The sequence below is a fragment of the Leisingera sp. G5_S3_59_S7 genome, from assembly GCF_054968485.1.
Window position 1 is genome coordinate 1 of record NZ_JBQKUH010000043.1, and the last position, 19,542, is coordinate 19,542.

The 19,542-nt window shown below is 55.9% G+C and carries 19 protein-coding genes, 3 tRNA genes and 2 pseudogenes; 10 read left to right on the plus strand and 14 right to left on the minus strand.

Features of this window, described 5'->3' with window-relative positions; genetic code table 11:
* Positions 1 to 370 (minus strand): SufE family protein (locus tag ACTRWG_RS16705; protein ID WP_462829642.1); only part of this gene is annotated, 370 nt, incomplete at its 3' end.
* A gap of 135 nt (positions 371 to 505) precedes the next feature.
* Here ACTRWG_RS16705 and ACTRWG_RS16710 point away from each other — a divergent pair.
* A complete protein-coding gene (locus ACTRWG_RS16710) occupies positions 506 to 1,018 on the plus strand; it encodes a hypothetical protein (RefSeq protein WP_462829643.1) in 513 nt (170 codons plus the stop codon).
* 78 nt (positions 1,019 to 1,096) lie between these two features.
* On the opposite strand, the gene rnd is transcribed toward ACTRWG_RS16710, so the two are convergent.
* Positions 1,097 to 2,254, minus strand: coding sequence for a ribonuclease D (gene rnd / locus ACTRWG_RS16715; protein WP_462829644.1), 1,158 nt, complete (start codon positions 2,252 to 2,254; stop codon positions 1,097 to 1,099).
* A 229-nt stretch (positions 2,255 to 2,483) separates the two neighbouring features.
* Between rnd and ACTRWG_RS16720 the strand changes: the two genes are divergently transcribed.
* Positions 2,484 to 2,669 (plus strand): hypothetical protein, encoded by a 186-nt coding sequence (locus ACTRWG_RS16720; RefSeq protein WP_027237382.1) that lies wholly within the window; start codon positions 2,484 to 2,486, stop codon positions 2,667 to 2,669.
* On the opposite strand, the gene purN is transcribed toward ACTRWG_RS16720, so the two are convergent.
* Together purN and purM are read right to left on the minus strand one after the other, a co-directional pair.
* On the minus strand, positions 2,666 to 3,262 hold the full coding sequence (purN, locus tag ACTRWG_RS16725; RefSeq protein ID WP_462829645.1) for a phosphoribosylglycinamide formyltransferase: 597 nt from the start codon (positions 3,260 to 3,262) through the stop codon (positions 2,666 to 2,668). The genes ACTRWG_RS16720 and purN overlap by 4 nt on opposite strands.
* Complete coding sequence (gene purM, locus ACTRWG_RS16730) at positions 3,259 to 4,305, minus strand: phosphoribosylformylglycinamidine cyclo-ligase (protein ID WP_462829647.1); 1,047 nt, start codon at positions 4,303 to 4,305, stop codon at positions 3,259 to 3,261. Before purM ends, purN begins: the two co-directional genes overlap by 4 nt.
* Before the next feature lie 159 nt (positions 4,306 to 4,464).
* Between purM and ACTRWG_RS16735 the strand changes: the two genes are divergently transcribed.
* Positions 4,465 to 4,540: transfer RNA gene (locus ACTRWG_RS16735), tRNA-Ile, on the plus strand.
* On the opposite strand, the gene ACTRWG_RS16740 is transcribed toward ACTRWG_RS16735, so the two are convergent.
* The 4 genes from ACTRWG_RS16740 to ACTRWG_RS16755 form a co-directional block, all read right to left on the minus strand.
* Complete coding sequence (locus tag ACTRWG_RS16740) at positions 4,497 to 6,071, minus strand: recombinase family protein (RefSeq protein WP_409359729.1); 1,575 nt, start codon at positions 6,069 to 6,071, stop codon at positions 4,497 to 4,499. The two genes, ACTRWG_RS16735 and ACTRWG_RS16740, sit on opposite strands and share 44 nt — an antisense overlap.
* Before the next feature lie 460 nt (positions 6,072 to 6,531).
* Entirely contained in the window at positions 6,532 to 7,161 is a 630-nt protein-coding gene (locus tag ACTRWG_RS16745; protein WP_154667817.1) for a hypothetical protein, read from the minus strand.
* The gene (locus tag ACTRWG_RS16750) at positions 7,158 to 7,571 is read right to left on the minus strand and encodes a hypothetical protein (RefSeq protein ID WP_036797523.1); all 414 of its coding nucleotides are present in this window, start codon (positions 7,569 to 7,571) and stop codon (positions 7,158 to 7,160) included. The genes ACTRWG_RS16745 and ACTRWG_RS16750 overlap by 4 nt, the downstream gene beginning before the upstream one ends.
* 2 nt (positions 7,572 to 7,573) lie before the next feature.
* On the minus strand, positions 7,574 to 8,662 hold the full coding sequence (locus ACTRWG_RS16755) for a hypothetical protein (protein ID WP_036797521.1): 1,089 nt from the start codon (positions 8,660 to 8,662) through the stop codon (positions 7,574 to 7,576).
* Positions 8,663 to 8,927: 265 nt separating this feature from the next.
* Between ACTRWG_RS16755 and ACTRWG_RS16760 the strand changes: the two are divergent.
* A pseudogene (locus tag ACTRWG_RS16760) lies at positions 8,928 to 9,106 on the plus strand (IS5/IS1182 family transposase); the annotation flags it as partial.
* 89 nt (positions 9,107 to 9,195) lie between these two features.
* Here the strand turns inward: ACTRWG_RS16760 and ACTRWG_RS16765 are convergent.
* From ACTRWG_RS16765 to ACTRWG_RS16775, 3 genes and pseudogenes are all read right to left on the minus strand, one after another.
* Positions 9,196 to 9,921 carry a TIR domain-containing protein gene (locus ACTRWG_RS16765; RefSeq protein WP_161631100.1) on the minus strand — a complete coding sequence of 242 codons (726 nt, stop codon included), beginning with the start codon at positions 9,919 to 9,921 and terminating at the stop codon, positions 9,196 to 9,198.
* A 590-nt stretch (positions 9,922 to 10,511) separates the two neighbouring features.
* Positions 10,512 to 10,773 (minus strand): annotated as a pseudogene (locus ACTRWG_RS16770) (spike base protein, RCAP_Rcc01079 family).
* Positions 10,774 to 10,927: 154 nt separating this feature from the next.
* Complete coding sequence (locus ACTRWG_RS16775) at positions 10,928 to 12,247, minus strand: ATP-binding protein (RefSeq protein ID WP_462829649.1); 1,320 nt, start codon at positions 12,245 to 12,247, stop codon at positions 10,928 to 10,930.
* Between the two features lie 84 nt (positions 12,248 to 12,331).
* Here ACTRWG_RS16775 and ACTRWG_RS16780 point away from each other — a divergent pair, with 84 nt between their 5' ends.
* The 3 genes from ACTRWG_RS16780 (at position 12,332) to ACTRWG_RS16790 (ending at position 13,746) form a co-directional block, all read left to right on the plus strand.
* Positions 12,332 to 13,249: an MBL fold metallo-hydrolase gene (locus ACTRWG_RS16780; RefSeq protein ID WP_462829650.1), complete on the plus strand. Its 918-nt coding sequence runs from the start codon at positions 12,332 to 12,334 to the stop codon at positions 13,247 to 13,249.
* Positions 13,250 to 13,318: 69 nt separating this feature from the next.
* Positions 13,319 to 13,393 (plus strand) — tRNA-Asn (locus tag ACTRWG_RS16785).
* Positions 13,394 to 13,671: 278 nt separating this feature from the next.
* Positions 13,672 to 13,746, plus strand: a tRNA-Asn gene (locus tag ACTRWG_RS16790).
* A 125-nt stretch (positions 13,747 to 13,871) separates the two neighbouring features.
* Here ACTRWG_RS16790 and ACTRWG_RS16795 read toward each other — a convergent pair.
* Positions 13,872 to 14,630, minus strand: coding sequence for a Cap15 family cyclic dinucleotide receptor domain-containing protein (locus tag ACTRWG_RS16795; RefSeq protein ID WP_154667816.1), 759 nt, complete (start codon positions 14,628 to 14,630; stop codon positions 13,872 to 13,874).
* A 93-nt stretch (positions 14,631 to 14,723) separates the two neighbouring features.
* Between ACTRWG_RS16795 and ACTRWG_RS16800 the strand changes: the two genes are divergently transcribed.
* Together ACTRWG_RS16800 and ACTRWG_RS16805 are read left to right on the plus strand one after the other, a co-directional pair.
* The gene (locus tag ACTRWG_RS16800) at positions 14,724 to 15,833 is read left to right on the plus strand and encodes a cyclic GMP-AMP synthase DncV-like nucleotidyltransferase (protein WP_027237375.1); all 1,110 of its coding nucleotides are present in this window, start codon (positions 14,724 to 14,726) and stop codon (positions 15,831 to 15,833) included.
* Positions 15,830 to 16,504, plus strand: a complete 675-nt coding sequence (locus ACTRWG_RS16805) for an SEC-C metal-binding domain-containing protein (RefSeq protein ID WP_154667815.1) — start codon at positions 15,830 to 15,832, stop codon at positions 16,502 to 16,504. The genes ACTRWG_RS16800 and ACTRWG_RS16805 overlap by 4 nt, the downstream gene beginning before the upstream one ends.
* A 48-nt stretch (positions 16,505 to 16,552) precedes the next feature.
* Here the strand turns inward: ACTRWG_RS16805 and ACTRWG_RS16810 are convergent, their stop codons facing one another.
* Entirely contained in the window at positions 16,553 to 17,029 is a 477-nt protein-coding gene (locus tag ACTRWG_RS16810) for a hypothetical protein (protein ID WP_036797519.1), read from the minus strand.
* Between the two features lie 362 nt (positions 17,030 to 17,391).
* Between ACTRWG_RS16810 and ACTRWG_RS16815 the strand changes: the two genes are divergently transcribed.
* Positions 17,392 to 18,852: a hypothetical protein gene (locus tag ACTRWG_RS16815; protein WP_462829653.1), complete on the plus strand. Its 1,461-nt coding sequence runs from the start codon at positions 17,392 to 17,394 to the stop codon at positions 18,850 to 18,852.
* Positions 18,853 to 19,064: 212 nt separating this feature from the next.
* Here the strand turns inward: ACTRWG_RS16815 and ACTRWG_RS16820 are convergent, their stop codons facing one another.
* Complete coding sequence (locus tag ACTRWG_RS16820) at positions 19,065 to 19,412, minus strand: hypothetical protein (RefSeq protein WP_027237373.1); 348 nt, start codon at positions 19,410 to 19,412, stop codon at positions 19,065 to 19,067.
* Positions 19,413 to 19,542 lie beyond the last annotated feature (130 nt).

Sequence of the window (19,542 nt, forward strand, 5' to 3'; positions counted from 1 at the left end):
TCGCCCTGAGGCCGTTGGAGCGCTGCGAGGACAGATGTTCATTCAGCTCCAGCCGACCCAGTTCCGCCTTGGCATCCACCGACGCCACCTGCTGCAGGGGCAGGCCGTTGTACAGCTTGCGCAGCACCGCAATCAGCCCGCGCACGATCATCGCGTCGCTGTCTCCATCGAAGCGGAACACCCCGCCTTCGACTGTGGCATGCAGCCAGACCTGGCTGGCGCAGCCGTCGACCTTGGTGGCGGGCACCTTCAGCGCGTCGTCCAGCGGCTCCATCGCCTTGCCCAGGTCGATCACATGGCGGTAGCGGTCCTCCCAGTCCTCCATGAACTCGAAGTCTTCCACGATCTCTTCAAAGGCGGCTGTGGCCATCGTCCGTCTATCCTCAAAATCCGCATTCCGGGGCTGATCAGCACCTAAGCCCCTGCCCGCCCCATTTCAACAGCTTTTCAAGCTTCGGCCAATCGGGTAATCCCTTGCAAAGACATTTTGAATGGGCGGGGACAGATGCACAAACCATTGGCTCTCACATTGGCCGCAACGCTGGTGCTGGCCGGCTGCGGCAGCTGGAAGGACTCGCGGGTCAACCCCACCAACTGGTTCGGCAGATCCGCCCCCGCAGAGGCAACTGTGCCGGAGGGCACCAACCCGCTGCTGCCGCAGGAAAGCAACGCGCGCGGGATTTTCGCCAAGAAGCCGCCAGAGGACAAAAGCGTCCTGATCAGCCAGGTCACCGGGCTGCAGATTGAGCGCACCGCCTCCGGGGCCATCATCCATGCCTCAGGCGTTGCCGCGCGCCAGGGCGCATTTGATGTCGAGCTGCGCAAGGCGGAGACAGCAGAGGACGGCGTCCTGGCCTATGACTTCCGCGTGGTCTATCCGGAGGAAGCGACCCTGAAGGGCAGCGAATTCAGCCGCACTCTGCACGCCGCCCGAACGCTGTCGAATCAGGATCTTGAGGCAATCCGTCTGGTCCGCGTGAACGGCGCAGAGAACGCACGGGAAAGCCGCCGCCGTTGACGCAGCGAGTTGCAGACGGACCGGAAACGAAAAACGCCCGCATCTGCGGGCGTTTCTTTTGTGCGGCTGCGGGCTGGATTACAGCTCCACAACCTGCACCGCCTGCCCCTTGGCAGCAAGGCCGATTTTGCCTTCGCACAGCCGCAGCGCATCCGCGCCGAACACTTCGCGGCGCCAGCCGCTGAGGGCCGGCACATCGCGCAAACCCGCGGCAATAGCGTCCAGGTCGGAACTCGGCGCAATAAGCTTGGCGGCCACGCCTTCAGCCTCGGTCTTGGCCTTCAGGAGCACCCGCAGAAGATCCGCCAGCGCCGGGTTCACCTGCAGCTTTTCCTTGCTGCGGTCCAGGCGGGGGAAATTTTCAGGCGGGCAGCTGACGCCCTTGGCCACCGCTTCCAGGATGCCTTCGGCAATCGCGCCTTTGCGGGCCTCGCGCAGCAGCAGACGGGAGCCGCCAAGCTCTGCCGCGGTGCGCGGTTTGGTAGAGGCCAGCTCTACCAGCGCGTCATCCTTGAACACCCGGTTGCGCGGCACGTTGTTGCTCTGCGCGTAGGTTTCGCGGAACGCCGCCAGCTCGCGAACCACCGCCAGGAACTTGCCCGAATTGGTGCGGGTCTTGACCCGCTTCCACGCGTCCTGCGGCTGGATGTCATAGGTCGCCGGGTCGGTCAGCACCTGCAACTCTTCCGCCACCCAATGGGACCGGCCGCTCTTTTCCAGCTCGGCTGCCAGAAATTCATAGATCTTGCGCAGATGGGTCACATCCGCCAGCGCATATGTCTTCTGCGCCTCGCTCAGCGGGCGGCGCGACCAGTCAGTAAAGCGCGAGGTTTTGTCCAGCCCCTGTTTGACGATCTTGCGCACCAGGGTTTCATAGCCCGCCTGCTCGCCAAAGCCGCAGACCATCGCCGCAACCTGGGTGTCAAACAGCGGCTTGGGAAAGACGCTGGCCTCGACCCAGAAAATCTCCAGATCCTGGCGCGCCGCATGGAACACCTTGACCACGTTCTCATTGCGGAACAGCGCATAAAGCGGCTCCAGCGAGATGCCATCGGTCAGCGGGTCGACCAGCACCGCGTCGTTTTCCCCGTCGCCGGAAAAGGCCAGCTGGATCAGGCAGAGCTTGGAGTAATAGGTCCGTTCACGCAGAAATTCGGTATCCACCGTGACATAGGGATATTGTGCGGCAGCATCGCAAAATGCCTGCAGTTCTTCGGTGGTGGTCAGGGTTTTCATCAAATACCGCTTTTCAATCTCACGTGGGCCGGGCCGTGATACGCGCTTGTTCCGGGCAATGCAAACAGGTGCCGCGGCTGCCGTGGATTTGCGCTGCAAGCAGCACAGCCACTGGCGCTCCGGCACAACAAGACTTCACGGTTTGTGATATTATTTCGCCAAACATTCATTTTTCTGATGCGTGTGCAGTTCCTAAATTAGCTGAGCATCGCAAACAGGAGAATGACCGATGACTGCACTCGACCTTTCCCCCGCAAAAACCGCAGGAGCTGCACCGTTTCGCAAGTTGATTCCGCTGCTCGCGGCTGCTGCTTTGCTGGTTCTGTTTGGCCTGCCCGCGCTTATGGCCCCGGCCCCGGCGCAAAATCCGCTGGACTGGCATGGCAACAGCGCAGCCGTTCAAGACAGACGCTAGGCCAGTTGAACCGGAGTCTTGTCGCCAGCGGCAAAGCGGCGCAGCACGGCCGGGTACAGCTTGTGCTCTTGCACCAGCACCCGCGCCGCCAGCGTGTCCGGCGTGTCGCCGGGCAGAACCGGCACCCGGGCCTGACCCAGAACCGGGCCGTCGTCCAGACGCGGTGTCACCTCATGCACGGTGCAGCCGTGCTCAGCGTCGCCTGCCTCCAAGGCGCGGGCGTGTGTGTGGAGGCCCTTGTATTTGGGCAGCAGCGACGGGTGGATGTTCAGCATCCGGCCTTCGAACTGCGACACAAAGCCCGCGGTCAGAACCCGCATGAACCCGGCCAGACAGACGATGTCAGCGCCCACCTCGAAGATTGGCTTCACCAGTTCGGCCTCAAAGGCCTCGCGGTCGCCGTTGAAGGGGCGGTGATCCACCACGGCGGTGGCCACGCCTGCGGCGGCGGCCTTGGCCAGCCCCCCGGCATCGGCGTTGTTAGACAGGACCAGACAGGGCCGTGCCGGATGGTCCCCGGTCATGCTATCCAGCAGCGACACCATGTTGGAGCCGCCGCCGGAAATCAGGATCGCGACCTTCTTGTGGCTCACAGCAGCTTGCCCGCATAGCGCATACCGGCGCCTTTGGTGACGGTGCCCAGGCGGGCAACGGTCTCGCCCTCGGCTTCCAGAACCTGCACCAGCTCATCGGCGCGGTCCGCGGAGACGGACAGGATCATGCCGATGCCGCAGTTGAAGGTCTTCAGCATTTCCGCTTCGGCAATGCCGCCGGTTTCTGCCATCCATTTGAACACGGGCGGCAGGCCCCAGGCGTTCAAGTCGATATCGGCGCCCAGATCTTCGGGCAGCACGCGGGGCAGGTTTTCGGTCAGCCCGCCGCCGGTGATATGGGCCAGCGCATGCACGCCCCCTGCCCGCACCGCCGCCAGGCACTGCTTTACATAAAGGCGCGTCGGGGTCAGCAGCGCTTCGCCCAGGGAACCCTCGCCGAACGGGCAATCTGCGTCCCAGCCCAGGCCGGAGACCTCGACCAGCTTGCGCACCAGAGAATAGCCGTTGGAATGCACACCGTCAGAGGCCAGCCCCAGCAGCACGTCGCCCTCTGCCACGCCTTCGGGCAGCGCGGTGCCGCGTTCCATCGCGCCAACGGCAAAGCCTGCAAGGTCAAAGTCGCCCTCTGGATACATGCCGGGCATTTCCGCGGTCTCACCACCGATCAGCGCGCAACCGGAGCGCACGCAGCCCTCGGCGATGCCCTCGATAATGCGGGCCGCCACATCGGTTTCCAGCTTGCCGGTGGCGAAATAGTCGAGGAAGAACAGCGGCTCGGCACCTTGGCAGACCAAGTCATTGACACACATCGCCACCAGGTCGATGCCGACGCCGTCCACCACGCCTGTGTCGATGGCAATCCGCAGCTTGGTGCCGACACCATCGGTTGCCCCGACCAGGATCGGGTCGTTGTAACCGGCGGCTTTCAGATCGAACAGGGCGCCAAATCCGCCCAGCCCGCTGGCCACGCCGGGGCGGTTGGTGCGCTTGGCGGCCGGTTTGATCCGGTCGACCAGGGCGTTGCCCGCATCAATGTCCACACCTGCGTCTGCATAGGTCAGGCCGTTCTTGCCGCTGGTCATCATCTGGCTCCTTCCAACACGTTGCGGCAGCCTTTAGCGCAAGGCGGAACAGAAGGAAACAAGCGATTGCATCCCGGCACAGAAGGCCGCGGCCAAGGCGCTGCGGTGCAATCGCCGCTTGACCTCCTGCCCGCCATTTTCTAACCACGGGTCTGTGGCGGGCCTGTAGCTCAACGGTTAGAGCAGAGCGCTCATAACGCTTTGGTTGCAGGTTCGAATCCTGCCGGGCCTACCAACCTGAAATTTGCCTGCCTCAGAAACGTTAAAACCTTGAACGGAAAGGTGGTTTCTGGGGTTCGAAGCCCTTCATTTAGACTGAAGACAATTCGGTGTGGAAAAACCAACCGAAGGATCATTCTTCTTACAGTGTAACCGCAATTTTTCCACACATCATAAGGGCTTGACAGAAACGCCATTGAGAGTTCGAACATTTCGTCAAAGTCAGTGGAAGGCTGACACACACTCTCGGCCCTTTCGTCGATTAAAGCCTTTTCGGAGTGCAGATCGACTATCTTCCTTTCGTAGGCTCCCACGACTGGGCTGGTGGGGTTGCCTGTTACCAACTTTACTAGCTCTTCAATCTCTTGATCGATCTGGTTGGAGCGCTTTCGCAGTTTCCTAGTTTCCACCGCGAACTTTTCAACTCGTGTCTTCCATGCGGATCGAAAAACCCTTTCCGCAACTTCGAACACTTCCTCGGACGGCGACAGGCCACGCAGGATTTCTTCGAACTCCCGTTCAAGTTTGCCACGTCGGATCGACTTCCCCCCATCAGGACAAGTACGATTGGGGCATAGGTAGTATGGGTATTTTTTACCCGAGTGGCTTCTTGACCAACAGTAGGTAATACTTCTCCCACAATTTCCGCATTTCATGACACCACTTAGGACAAAATCACGTTTGATGTTCGGTCGAGCCGGAGCGACTGCTCGTTCATTAAGACGCGATTGAATAACCTGAAAGGTCTCGTAAGTGATCAGCGCTTCGTGCTTTGCCTTGGTGAGAGGTACGCCCCACTTCTTCTGCTGGAGGTAGCCTGCGTAAAGGAGATTTTTCAGCATTCTTGCTACAAGATCAATCTTTATCGATTTACTCGCACGCGCCTTGGGAAAGCCTGGATTCGCGTCTAGGTAACGTTGTATTTCGGCCTGAGACTGGAAACGACCCGATGCGAAACCATTCAGGACATTTTCAACAATTGTGGCCACAGGTTCATCCCTTACTAGAATCTTCCCGCCCCCAATATCCTTTTCGTACTTGTATCCGGGAGGTTTTGGAAAAACCCAATAACCGTTTCTAAGTCTAGCAAGCGACCGACTTTTCGCTGTTTCGACTATCCTCTCTCTTTCGTACTGCGCAAAAAGAGCTTGAACCTCTTCAGCAAACCGAGAACTCGCATCATGGCCAAACACAACATTTGGACTTTCTATGCCTGCGCCCGTGGACCCAATTAAGTTTCGAACCGCTCTATGAGCAACAATGTCCCGGGCAAACCTCGAAATGTCGTATACAATCACCACATATTCCTTAGGGTTCACCCTTGTAAGAAATTGCTCTAACCTCTTAACACCCGGGCGATCAGAATAGGCTCCAGAAAACACATCATCTATGAATTCGACAACCCTATACCCTTTTAACTTGGCATAGTCTCGACAACTTCGTTCTTGCCCTGAAAGACCTGACCCCTCTCGCTCTTGCTTCCTTGAAGAGACACGGCAGTAAATCAAACATTTCTGCACCCTGCTTTTCTTTGAAAAGTTCTCCATCTTCTCCTCCTCTGCGCCTGCGAAGAAGATTCGAAGAACTGCCTAATGTCATCCCTGACCTTTTTATCGGAAAAGCCTGTTTGCAGATTTCCAAAGCTTAGGTCGACAAAAGCATCAGCTATTGAGCGAAGTGAGTTCATGCACTCACGACTTATTGCAGTAGGTTCGAACTCGTAGTTCGAATCTGTCTTCGGCGCCTTACTCATAGTTCGAACCGCCAACTTCCACGTAGACTTCAAAACCAGATAGCAGCAACAGTGTCTGCCGCCGTCATACTTGAGTCAAGGATATGAAAAATCACAACTTTTTCTTTAAGGTCAAATCACTCATGAAATTGTGATCCTAAATGGTATTTAGAGAATTTCCGCCAATCAGAGTCGGAACACCATAGGAGGCACACTGACCTCATAAATCGTGTCGCCACCTCATTGAAGGAAGCCCACGATCAGCCTGCAACGATTTACGCGGATACATTATCGACTGGCTGATGATACAATACCACGGCTTTATGACGAACTTTAAAAGTCATACCAGAAGCCACGTGAGAGTGTTCTGACCAAAACTCTAAGGGGTTTTCACCTTCGCTATCGAATGTTTTAATGTCGCCATTTCTAGAGGACAGTTCTTTACGCCATTTTTGCATCATTGCAACGGCGTCTTTGTTTTTACAGTAGATCACGACTTCAGCCTGATCTTGCCCCGAAACACCCGTAGAGTATCGAGTTGAAAGCTGCTTAAAACCCTTATCCAGCCAGCCGTAACTGTTGTGCCATTTTGCCTCAGCCAACCATAGGAACATATCTTTCCCACGGACGACTATATCACAGTGCCCGCCAACCTGCTCATCATGTCTGGGCTGAAAACCCAGCGCACTTAAAAACTGGCAAATTTCAATTGTCAACTGATCTTCACTAAGATCTTGCTTCAGGTGCTTATTGATTTCAAGCTCATTGCACGCGAAATCTAGAACCTTCCTTACCGCTTGCAATCTGGCATCATGGGATTGCGCTAATGTGTATAAGTTGGCAGCTTCAATTGCTGTCCCTTGCTGGTGCAAAAGAAGTGTGCTCACTGTAATATCACTAGTCACGACGTTTTACTCCCGTCGTGCACTTCCTCTTTAAGGGAAAAAAAGGGAGAAACTTTAGAGGCTGGGTCTTCCACCAACTCCCCTCGAACTGGATGCACCAAAACATTCTCTCTAACAACTCGATCGAAATCTTCAGAGGTCAATTCATAGCTTTCGTCATCAGAGTCGACAAAAAATCCCCCTGCATCCAGAATCGCGAATTCTGAGGTAGTCAAAATATTCACAGCAGCGAGAAGTTCTGTTGAAAGTGCGTCTAATTCGGCTAAGTCGATCAGATTTCGATAGGACAGCGCAGCAGCGGCCTCTGGGCGTATCGAAAGAATGCGATCAACCAGCAATAAGCTGAGATCACCGGCGGGCGTCTGCCCCCAGTATTGTTTAATACCTGCGGTGATCTCACTACGGTCCACGGTTACTCAACTAAGTCCGGTTGTTCTTCCTCAATTTTGCTGAGGTGATGTACCAAACGCTCCTTAACGTGTTCATAGTCCACACTACCGATGCAGTTCTTGATAACTGCACCCGACACAAGTTGCCCCTTGGATGCTCCGGCCACTGTTTGCCTACCTCTAGAAGTTCCCGCGAGAGTAAGCTCTGGCTGGTAGTCCTGCCCTTCTGATTGGAACTCCCACCTAATACTGACTTTAAAAGGCTCGATTTTTGTATCAAGGGCTTCCTTACCACCCTTATGGTACAGTTCTTCCCTTAGACATAGACGAGTCCGTCTCATCTTCTCATTCTTGATAGAGGCTGTAGAAGTCTTGAAGCTAAGCTCGACTACGGTACCTTCCTTCGCATCTTCGTACATAGCCTCAATTAGAGGGAACAAGTCCAGTGGATCGGATAGCTCAGGCTCTTGCAGCATGCTGTTAGCAATGCTTTTGTACTGAGACTGCAGTTCATGTGCTAGCTCTTGCTTCATTCCCTTTGGAAAATCGGTTCGAATTTCTACAAAGTCGTCGTGATGAGGAACCCAGATGACGTTGAATAGTTGAACTGCTTGGAACTTGAGACCGATGACCTCATCGTAGCGCTCCTTGACTTCCTCCGGGTCTTCGAAAAGTTCCCCGATAGGAATTTCCTCACGAGAAGTCAGCTTTATCATCGCCGAAAAAACGGCGCCAATCCCATCATCCGATTTCTCTACGCTTACGAGTACCGGCTCGGCGTCTGTTTGCAGTAGCTCCTCTTCAGAAAGAACCATGGGAAAGCTGGCCGTGAACGGGTGGTCAGCTACTTCCAGATTGCCGATTGCCTCTCTCAGAGCAGCTAGAACTTCGGTGGAGGCAGGATAGAACTTTGTCATCTTCTCGCCGCAGAGCGCGTGCTGCCTCAGAAGTTCCTTCAATGTTGTTTCGGCGGCTGGATTATCTGCATCTTTGTGCTTTTCAATCGCTCCATCCCATCCCTGTGCCCCGTTCAACCCCGACCGTTTCATTGCCCGGTTAGCAAGCGTCCAAGGGGTGCGAGCTTGAAGCGTGTCGAAAATTCTCTTGTCCATTCAACCCATTCCGATTCTCTTCTATGTAGAAACACTCCGCTCATCTGCACGCAACCACAAGAGGAAACACTGACGCACTAAACTGCTCCGAAAGTCCATGACCCCAGACTTTTCTTTGAGAAGTGGTCCACTATTGCTTGCGATTGGCAACGCACACGTCAACGAAGCGAGCCTCCGTGCGGAGGTTTTTGTTAGCTTGTGAGCTGTATTGCACAAATCCCTAAGGGGGATTCATGTCATGCATCCAGCATGATTGCTGGGTTACATGAGCAGACCGACACCACAGACTTACAAGACCAGGAGCTTGACCGCCCGCAACAAAGCGCTCAAGCGCTGTGGCTCGCTGACGATCTGGTTCGCCCCGCAGTTGCGATGGCATGCTGCACCAACCGGCAGGCTAGACGCCAGCAGAACCTCAGCCATGCCGCCATCCAGACCTGCTTTTGAATAAAGGTGCTTTTCGACATGGCGTTGCGATACCGCACCGAGCCAAGACTGCTGTAGAAAATCTAGCAGCCAACACACCGTTATCTTTAGTCAACGTCAGCTGGGAGAATTTCAAGACTTGGGAATATTTCGAGGAGCTTCTTCTCCCGGCTTCGTGGAACTACCCATCCCGCCAATGAGTTGTTCCAACTTCCGATAGGCTTTATCTTCACATTTTCAACCCTTGGCAAACCTTTAACTAGGATGCTTCTTTTATAATACTGAGCTGAAACCTGCTCTATTTCACTCTCGTGTGCCGCAGTGGAACACCCATTTTGATTAGTGGGTGAGGCGTCTGTTGAAACGGCGTCTTGAAAGGACTTCAAGGACGCTACTTGGCTGCGAATTTGCATGCAGGCAGGATTTAGTGCAGCCTGCCAGTTGTTGTCAGAGCGCCTACTTTCGTAGCGTCCCGGTGTAACGCCAGCCAGATCACTAGGCAACCTCAGACCTGAGCAGTCATCTGGAACTAAGAAGAAGCATCGTTCTGGACCTAAACGGCCTATGAACATCCCAAGTTCGAAAAGAACATTGTCGCGGACAGTGTTGTGCGTTTCGCCTCGCATGACGGTAACATCGTCCGGTGAAAAAACAAAAATGCCAAAGTCAGCGGAGCGAAGCGCTGTTATTAAAGCCGTAAGCGTGTGCGACGACAATTGAAATACTCCATCCTTCCACACGGTGCACTCAGCGTCGTAGGTAAGATTAAAGTGGATTGCATCGGCCAACTTTGCCCCTTCCCGTGACGAACCAATAAAAATTCTAGGTTTCAAAACCATGCTCCTTCCATCAACAATCTGGCGGTGAATAGCCTTTCAAATCAACAACGTAAAGATACTGTCAAAAAAATCAGGGGACCAAGTAATACACGCGTCAATGTTTCACACTTCAACAAGTGCGCAACAGCATGACATTGATCGCAACCGATCATCGCGATTGCCTTCGGTACAACCACGACGCCCCCAACCTCAAGTGGAAAGCATGACACTCACCTCCGCTGTTGGAACCCCAAGGCCCCGCAGAGCGAAACGCCCTAAGAACCGAAGAAGAGACAGCGGGATGTCACCAAAGAATGATCAAAAGGAGAAGCTAAAGGAACGAAACTTTGATCGGTCAAACTTGATCGCTTGGCTCGGATCCTAGCTCCGGAGCACCCCTAGCAGTCACTGACTTTAGATCGGCTTCCCACCTAGAAAGTTCAGTAAAAACTTGGTTCGAACTTTCTCCCTTAAGGCCTACCATATCAACTTCCGCAATACCGCCTTCTGAAGCATGTCTGCGCTGCGCCTGCCTGCCCGGCCAAGCGGCATGGCGTTCTGGCAAGGGATGCCAGCGCCGCTGCTCTGCCGGTCCTGCCCCGGCCTCAGTACCACCCCGCAGCGGTTGCGGTGGTGCCGTCCGCTCGACGCCGACAGAGGAGACTCCGATGGCTCCCCGGCCGTCACAGCACAGGTGATGACCGTTCCGGCCTCGTCACGCAGGCTGAGACCGCCGGACGTGAGCACACGCAGCACCCGCGGGCGGACCGGCAGATCCACCGCGTTCTGCGGCGTGACGCTCAGGTGATGCGTGGCCGGGCTTTGCATTCCCCGGCGATGGCTGGCGAACGGATCAATCTGAGGCATGAGAGGACTCCAAACACAGTTTCGCTCCAGGGCAGCCTGCCCCAATGCCAGAGTGATACCGGAAAAGAGAAAACACCGGGCAAAGCCGGCGTGCGGTGAGCCGGTGTGCTGCGCAACACCAAGATAGCCGGAAAACCCCGCAGCTGCCGCCGGATCAGCGGGCGATGACGATATCGGCCTGCAACCCGCCCAAGTCGGCGCTTTCCCCCAGCCGGAGCGTCCCGCCATGGGCGCGCGCGGTATCTGCCACGATCGCCAGCCCGAGGCCGACACCGGAACCCCGGTTCTGATTGCGGGCCGGATCCAGGCGGGTAAAGGGCCGTACCGCATCGCCGCGCTGCTCCGGCGGGATGCCCGGCCCGTCATCCTCGACCCGGATACGCAGGGACCTCTCCGTCAGCGCCACCGACACCCGGGCCTGGGTGCCATAGCGCATCGCGTTGGAAATCAGATTCTCCACGGCCCGCCGGACCGGCTGGCGGCGCAGCATCACTTCGCCAGCTCCGCTCATCTCGCCCAGTGACACTTGGGTTTCCTGGCGCTGCCAGTCGGCAATGATGGTGCGGACCAGTTCGTGCGGATCGACCGGTTCCGGCTCGCTCACCGCGGAACCGCGGGAGAAATCCAGGAACGCATCCAGCAGCGCCTGCATTTCATCAACGTCGCGCAGCATCGGCGCGGCGTCTTCCTCGTCCAGCATCGCCAGTTCCAGCTTCATCCGGGTCAGCGGCGTGCGCAGGTCGTGGCTTACCCCCGTCAGTATCAATGTGCGCTGTTCGATCTGACGCTCGATCCGGCTCCGCATGTCCAGAAACGCACTGCCGGCTGCACGGACCTCTGTGGCGCCGCCGGGCGAATAAGGCACCACCCGGCCGCGGCCAAAGGCTTCGGCCGCATTGGCCAGCCGTTTGATCGGGCGCAGCTGGTTGCGCATATACAGAAAGGAGATCAGCATCATCAGAAAGCCGAACAGCAGCATGGTGACGATCAGCTGATGCGGTGCCGCAGCGGTCAGGCGGCGGCGGTCAAAGCTCAGCTCCACCAGCCCGTGAGCAGTGCCGAAATAGACCAGCGCCCTGCGGTCTGACGGGAACCGCGCCGCCAGAAAACCCGGGAAAGTCTTCTCCAGCTCATCGCGCACCACCCGGCCGGAAAACTCGATCAGGCTGAACTGATCCTCCGGCAGCGGCGCGCCGGGCGCCAGGTACTGCACCTGCATTTTCAGCGGCTGCAGCAGCGGTGCCATCTGCGCCAGCGCCGTCTCCTGGTCCGGCGCCGCGTCCGCCACCTGCTGCAGCAGCTCAAGCTCGCGCTGGATGGTGGCGGTCATCTGCACCGTTACATCTTCCAGATCCCGCTTGATGAACACCACCGAGACCACGATCTGCAGCGCAACGATCGGCACCACCAGGATCAAGGCCGCCCGGGCATAGAGGCTGCGCGGCATATATCGTTTGAGCCAATCGAAGGACATGGGCTAAGCCTATAGGGCGTCAGGAAAAGAGGAAAGACAGTCCGGCGGCGCATAAGTGCAGGAAAACAGCAGCGGGGCAAGACCATGCAGGCACCAGATGACTTCAACCCGCAGCCGGGGGCGGCAACAGAGCTGGAGCCCGGCCTGCGCCGCATCCTGGCGCCGAATCCCTCGCCGATGACCTACCGCGGCACCAACACCTATCTGATTGGCACCGGCAGCCTGGCCGTTATCGACCCGGGACCGGAGTCCGCGCCGCATCTGGAGGCGATTCTCGCCGCCGTCCAGCCCGGCCAGCAGATCACCCATATCATCGTGACCCACAGCCACCTGGATCACTCTCCCCTTGCACGCGGCCTGAGTCAGGCCACCGGCGTGCCGGTTCATGGCTATGGCGGCGCGGGCGCGGGCCGCAGTAACGTTATGGCCCGTCTTGCCGCCAGCGGGCTGGTCGGCGGCGGCGAAGGCATCGACACTCAGTTTGCCCCGGACATCACCGTTCGCGACGGCGAAGTGATCAGCGCCGACGGCTGGGAGCTGGAGGTGATTCACACACCCGGCCACCTTGGCAACCATATCGCTCTGGCCTGGGGGGATGCCTGCTTCACCGCGGATCATGTGATGGGCTGGGCCAGCTCGCTGGTGTCGCCGCCGGATGGCGACCTTACCGATTTCATGGCCTCCTGCCGCCGCCTGCGGCAGCGCCGCTGGCGGGTGTTCCACCCCGGCCACGGCGCGCCGGTCACCGATCCCGCCGGCCGGCTCGATTGGCTGATCGCGCACCGGGAATCGCGCGAGGCTGCGATTCTGCAAGCTCTGGCGCAGGCCCCCGCCACCGCCCGCGCCCTTGCGGAGCAGATTTACACCGAAACACCGCCATCCCTGCTGAACGCCGCGGAACGCAACGTTTTTGCACATCTGGTGGACCTCAGCGGCCGCGGCCTGGCGGCACCGCAGGGCACACTCTCCGCGGCAGCCGTATTCGAGCGGCGCGGCGGCTGAATTTTTTTCAAAAAATGCCCCCCGCCCTCTGGACGCCCAATCCGGGGGGCGCTATACGGCACAGACCGTTCCGGCGTAGCTCAGCGGTAGAGCAGTTGACTGTTAATCAATTGGTCGTAGGTTCGATCCCTACCGCCGGAGCCATTCTCAAAAAAACAATAAAACAGGCTCTTAGGCCTCAATGTGCACAGCACGCGGCTCTGTCCTTGCCTGTGGCATCTGCCCAATATCGGCCGTCTGTCCGCACAATCTGATGCCAGTTCCGGCATCTCCCCTGCCCCCGCCTGATGCTCCCCCGCTTCCGGGTTTCCGCTGTTATCCTGCCTGCGCGGCCCGACGGAATTCGAGCGTAAAAAAATCGTTCGAATGGCGAATTTTCCTCTGGACGCCCTAAGTTAGAACTCTTATACGACGCCTCACATTCCGGCGTAGCTCAGCGGTAGAGCAGTTGACTGTTAATCAATTGGTCGTAGGTTCGATCCCTACCGCCGGAGCCAAAGATTTCAAGGACTTAGCGCTTACCCGCTAAGTCCTTTTTCTTTTCGAGTACAGAATAAGTACAGAAAACACTGTCTCAATCAGTGTTGGTGGATCATTTGTGACCCGGCGCCATGTATTTGCGCTAACTCTCGACCTCTAAACGCTTTTTCTCCTCAGCCGCATATTGACGTAGAGATTTGCCCTTTTCCTTACGCTGAGTGGATCGGTGCAGCTCAAGGCGTCCTGCTGTATTGAGCCCGATCTGCCAATTCCTTCGGGTCCAATACACTCCTTCAGCTACGTCGAGGTTGTCGGGGTCGATGGTCAGATCGGCAGCACCCATATGCCGTTCCTCGTCTGTGATGGCCGGATTTGGCGAAGTCTGTTCATATACGTAGGTGAGATGTAACCGCCCTGAGTGCTGATCCCGATGGGGTTTCGCGGTAATCGAATGCGAACGCCCGTCGGTCGAACTGAGGCCAGCTTCGACCTTCAAACGGAACAAGGAGGCCGTGACCTGAACGGCCATAGCATCCACCTGTTCTTGCGTTGACTGCAGCTCTTCTTTGTCTATGACCGAGTAGGCCTGTGCCCCATCCAGCATCTTCTTGATCGTTGGCCAGTTAGAGCCAGTTGTCCCCAGCCATACTCCATTCAGGTCAGGTAGCCATCTGTTGAGAGCGGGTATCCAGCGCCACACAATCCGCCAAGGTGCCCAGTAGCCGGTGGGCCCGAAAAACCCGGCGAGGAAACCCAAGAGCACGGGAGGAAGATATCGGATGAGGTGCTGATCGGTCACCGTGAAGTCCAACAGCAGACCAATGTCGTCAGCGTAAAGCGAGACCGCCACAATCAACGCGACAGCGGAACCAATCCATCTCCAAGGCAACAGTGAATACACGATTCGTTCTCCGATTCTTTTCTGGCCCAGCCCCCTTGAATTTCGTCGGTGCGCCCACCAGATAGAGCGGAACGACAGAGGCAGGTGCTCAAGATGTATGATTTTTCAAAGCGAATTTCCAGCTTTCACAACCAACAAGTTCGGCTGAGCAACGACCAGCGCGCGGACATGAAGCGCAGACGCGAAACCAATCTCGAACGTATCGAGAAGGGCCTCGAAGAATTGGAAAAGCCAGCCTTCAAAGAAACCATCAATCAAGGTGGTTACGCTCAAAAGACCATGACCCAGCCGCCGGAATCCGATCAGGAAAGCCGGTACGACATCGACCTTGGCATCGTTTTCGATCAGGACGATGCCAAGGGACCGAGAACCACCCGTGATTGGGTTCGCCAGGCAATCGCCCGCAAGGCGACCAATATGAAGAACGATCCGGTGACTAAGAAAAAGTGTGTCCGGGTTGTGTATGCGGACGGGTATCAGTGTGATTTCCCTGTGTTCCGTAGGCGCTGGACCGATGCAGGCTGGCGCTACGAACTGTCTTCGGGCGACGAGTGGGTTGCCTCCGACCCTGCCGCCATGAACCAGTGGATTGAGCGAGAAGTTTCCTGGAAAAGCCCGGAGACTTCGGGCAGCTACCAGCTACGACGCATCATCAGATTTGGTAAGTTCTTCTCGAAGACGCATGCCGCAAGGCTCAAAAGGTCTTTTCCCGGCGGTTTGGTCGCTACCGCGCTATTCATTGAGTGCTACACGGCGGATGACGGCCGTGACGACAGGTCCTTCCGAGAGACGCTTAGCAGCCTGTCACAGCGTTCGAAATACACGCCCGTGTTTGCCAACGGAGTTCAAGTATCAGACGACAAGGATACCGACCGCATTGGTCGGTTGATCGACCAGGCTAAGGACTCCGTAAAGGAACTCGACAAACTCGACGCGGACGACATCACAGATTCAGACGCCAACAAGGTTTGGAAGACCGTCTTTCGGCATAGCTTTTTTGACGGTGCTTCTAAGAATGCGGCAAACAGCTCCAGTGCTCCCTTTGAAACCAAGAGCGCTCTTGGTGGCGCCGGTCTGGCCGCACCATTCCTTGCCTCGAAAGCAGCAGCCGCACTCTCAGATAGCGAAAAGCAATCGCGGATGGAGTCGGCGGTCAACGCCCGGAAAGAGAGCGGGAGTGGTGGCAAACCTTGGGCGGAGTGACGATACCGGACGCCCTCTATTCTGAGGTGCAAAAGGCAGTAGCTCATCATCAGCCAGAGCTGAGCGTTTCACGAACAGAAAGGTTAATTATTCTTGAGGGCCAGTTCCTTGCTTGTGGACCCGATGGGCCAATCGATACGCCAGATGGGGTCTTCGATTCCTACAAAATCCAGGCGGGAGTGACTGCGGGATTTCCCGCTGAGGAACCAGTCGTTTTCGAGACCGGAGGGCGTATTCCGCGGATAGCTGATCGTCATGTTTTTCCAGAGGATGGGAACTGCTGCCTGGGCGTATGGGAGGAGTGGTTATTGACGGCACCAGATCATCGGTTTGAGACCTTTCTCACTGGACCGATGCATGACTATTTCGTCAGCCAAACCCACTTTGAGGTCAATGGCAGTTGGCCCTATGGTGAAAGATCACATGGCGTTCTCGGCGTTTTAGAAAGCTATGCTGATCTTCTCGGCGTGTCCCCCGACGCAAAAGTCATAGCAGACTATCTTCACCTGCTTGCTCGCCAGAAAATTAAAGGACACGCATTGTGTCCTTGCGGTAGCGGAAAACGCCTGAGGGACTGTCACAGCGATGATCTCCGAAGGTTGAGCCAAAGAATTCCGTCGTTTATGGCAAAACGGATGCACGCTACGATCACGCCACGAAAAGCTGCCTAAGAAACCGCTGGGGTCGGCGACCACGAAGGCCGCCAACTACACAAACGCCTAGCCCTTTGACTTCTTGCGCACCGGGACATCCACACCCTTCTTTCGCATAACGGCCGCAACAGATGCGACTGAACGCGTAGTGGTCTTAGCGTCTGGGAACTCGGCCACGACCTGATCCACAATCGCCGCATAACCCAAATTCTCGTCCATCAGCAGCTTCTCAGTGAGGCGACTGATCGTCCGCTTTGGCGTGTCGGTCTCGGCTGTACCCTCAGCTTCTTGGTTCCCTTGCTCGGCGTCTTCGGCAGCCTCGGCCTTGGTCTCGTCGGCCTCGGTCGCACCGAGTTCGCTGACCTCGACAAAGATACTGCCGGGATGCTCGCCTTGCTTCTTTTGGGCGAGGTCAAGACGACCGCAGAAGCCGACCACTGTCCAACCTTCTTTGCCTTCCAAAAGGACAGCATGTGTGTAGGTTCGATCAGTCTTGCGGGTGTGTTCCGATCCGTCAGGGGCAGTTGCAACATATGTGGTCATAGCAGGTTTCCTTTTCATCTCTGATGGAACCAACTTGTCGGGGAAGATGGTGCCTGCGAGCCGCGCGATCACTCACAAATTGCTTCAACGCCCTGCATCCGATGTACTAGCGCGTCGACACACTGACCTGTCTCATAGAACCAATCCGCAAAGCGGAATTTGAACGGCCAAGAAACAGTTTCTGGTTGCAACCCAAAAGGTATTTGCGAAAAGGCGAATTTTCCCGCAACACTGATGGCAGCACCCCAAAAAAGTCAGTTCCCCGAACTCCGGGAACGTTGTGATCAACCAGGATTCGAACTTAGACTTGTGAAAAAGAAGTCCATGTAAAGTTATTGTCCAGATAGGAGTAAGATTAGAAAATGGGTGAAGCAAAACGCCGCCGGCAACGCGAAAAATGGGCTGAAACATTTTCGAAGCCAATGAAGCGGGCTCGCTTTAACCTCTACACTACTGGCACAAGGCATTCCAAAGCTGCCTACATGTCGGAGGAACTATCCTGGTGGGCCTCAGCAGATGAAGCGCTGCTCGGAATGGTCGCTCGCGACGCCACCGATGACGATTATTTATGGATGATCCTTGCCAGAGACAAAATCGGTCGATTTCGGTGCGCAGCCCTTGATGTCAGCATCCGGGATCAAGCTCACGCTGAAAAGCGACTCCGAGTTGCTATGGCAGATATTATTGAAAAAGGGGAAATCGCTGAATTTGGAGAGCAAGGGGATGAAACGAACAGCCCACTTGATCCATTCGAACTCCCTGCAGGATTGGGAGAAGACAAGCTGCATCCATATTTTTTGCTGCTTGCAAATGAGCCAGGGCGCGCGCCGGCCCGAAAAGTAGTATCAGAGTTGGCGCTCTGGCTTGCTCCGAAGGATCCCCATTTCGTGCGAGAATTTCAAACGAACGGCTTTGATCAACGTCTATGGGAGCTGTTTCTTTGGGCCGCTTTTCGTGAATTTTCTCTTGATGTTGAACAACTTGAAGCGCCTGACTTTCGCTGCCGGGGCCCCGGATTGGATTTCACTGTTGAAGCCACGACTGTAGCCCCCTCAGAGGGAGGACCGCTGAAAGAACATCCGAACCCCAAAACACCAGATGAACGTGAGTCATTTCTTCGCGACTACATGCCGATGAAATTTGGTGGCCCTTTGACTTCAAAATTGAACAAGACGAATGCTGAGGGACAACACTACTGGGAACGACCAGAGAGTGAAGGCAAGCCGTTCACAATTGCAATCGCCGATTTTCACAAACCGGCCGAGGAAGATGAACTCGGTCCAATGACCTACACGCAGTCCGCTTTGTGGCAGTATCTTTACGGATCAAGAGTGACTTGGCGTTTCGAAGATGATGAGTTGATCATCGAACCTCATGAAATTGGTGAGCACGAATACAAAGGGAAAAAGGTACCTTCCGGGTTCTTTGATCTTCCAGAAGCAGAGAACGTCTCAGCAATAATTTTCTCCAATGCAGGCACGATCGCAAAATTTGATAGGATGGGGGTTGCCGCCGGCTTCGGTGCAGATGGCCATGGGTACTTCCGCGTTGGATTGAAATACAATCCTGATCCCAACGCAGTCGTTGGAAAGGCGTTCCATGTGGACGTCGCAGACCCAAACTACGAGGAATACTGGACCCAAGAAATACAGGTGTTTCACAACCCAAATGCCAAGCATCCCTTGCCCTTTGAAGCATTGGTTGGCGCGACGCACCACGTGTATGAGGACGGACAAATGCATAGCTATTCACCTGACGATGCAGTTCTGAGCTCATTTACGATGTTGATGAAGTACACCGACAAAGACAACGATCCCGCGTAATCGTTAGAAATCAGCCATACAGAACGCCTCTGATTGATATTTAGTCAGATGGGTCGAGACTCATAACACCTTGATCCGATATGATATTTTGCGAATTCGGTTTAAAAAGCACTGCGTCTAGCACTGCTTTATTGATCGAATTAGCCCCGCCCTGCGTATGTGCCGGGCGGGATCGTATTTAAGGCAGCTTCTGCGAAAACATGGGCAATGAGTTAACTGGGATACCTGCCACAGACAGCATATTTCCCACCGTTCTCCGAGAAAGCCATATTGTTGAAGGCAGACGCGTTGGTTGCCAACTTGGCAAATTGGGCCAAACCGCTGGGCAACTTTCTTTCGGCTTTCGCTAAGATATGAGAAGCCAGCCAGACGACTTTGTATGCGTTGGCCGGATCATCAGACAAGTTTGGATCATCGGCTATAACCGCCGCCAGGTCCATGGCAGCACGAACATGTGGACGCCGATACCCAAGTTCTGAACGCGTCTCAAAAATGGCGTCCTTCAACTTAGCGGTGCGAATGGTGTTTTCGGATAGGTTGGTCACGTTTTGGGCTTTCATTCGAGTTCTCCAATCTAAGGTTTCCGTCCAAGCGATTCGCGTGAACGGTCCATTTAATAGGAAAACGTCAAGCCCCGGCATATCCTCATTTGGCAGAGGCGTTCGGTGCGTTAAAATGTTGGAAACGGAA